The following is a 440-nucleotide window of genomic DNA, read 5'->3' as shown; positions in this document are numbered from 1 at the left end:
CCCGCGCCGATCCGACCGGTCACGCCATTGGCGGCGGCGACCTTGAGAAGTTCGTCCAGCAGGCTGCGGACCTGCGGTTCCTCGGCACCGCCCTGGAAGAGGGGCACCGGCTGGCCCTTGACGAGCGCCACGGCGGTGGGCACGGCCTGGACCTGGAACGCCTGGGCCAGCTGTGGGAACACTTCAACGTCCGCGGCACCGAGAACCAGTTGGCCCGCATAACTGTCAACGATCCGCTCGAGCACGTCCACCAGTTCGGCGGAGCCGGGCGAATAGGCTGCCCAGAGCGCAACGACGACCGGGACCTGGGCCGACAGTTCCACGAGTTCCTGGAAATTGGCTTCGGTGATGTCCACGCGAAGCGGACGGCCGGCCGGCTCTGCATCGCCGTTGCCCGCGGCAGGCGCCCCGGGCACAACGGGTGCGCCGGCGGCGGCAGG

The 440-nt window shown here is 70.2% G+C and carries 1 pseudogene (running past one end of the window); it reads right to left on the bottom strand.

From position 1 onward, the window contains the following. Positions 1-440: pseudogene (locus K789_RS23055) on the bottom strand (co-chaperone YbbN); its annotated part reaches 441 nt to the left of the window's first position; the annotation flags it as partial.

This window comes from Arthrobacter sp. TB 26 (assembly GCF_000427315.1).
Taxonomy (GTDB): domain Bacteria; phylum Actinomycetota; class Actinomycetes; order Actinomycetales; family Micrococcaceae; genus Arthrobacter.
The sequence above is the reverse complement of the archived record's forward strand: the minus strand, read 5'-3'. Positions and strand labels throughout refer to the sequence as shown.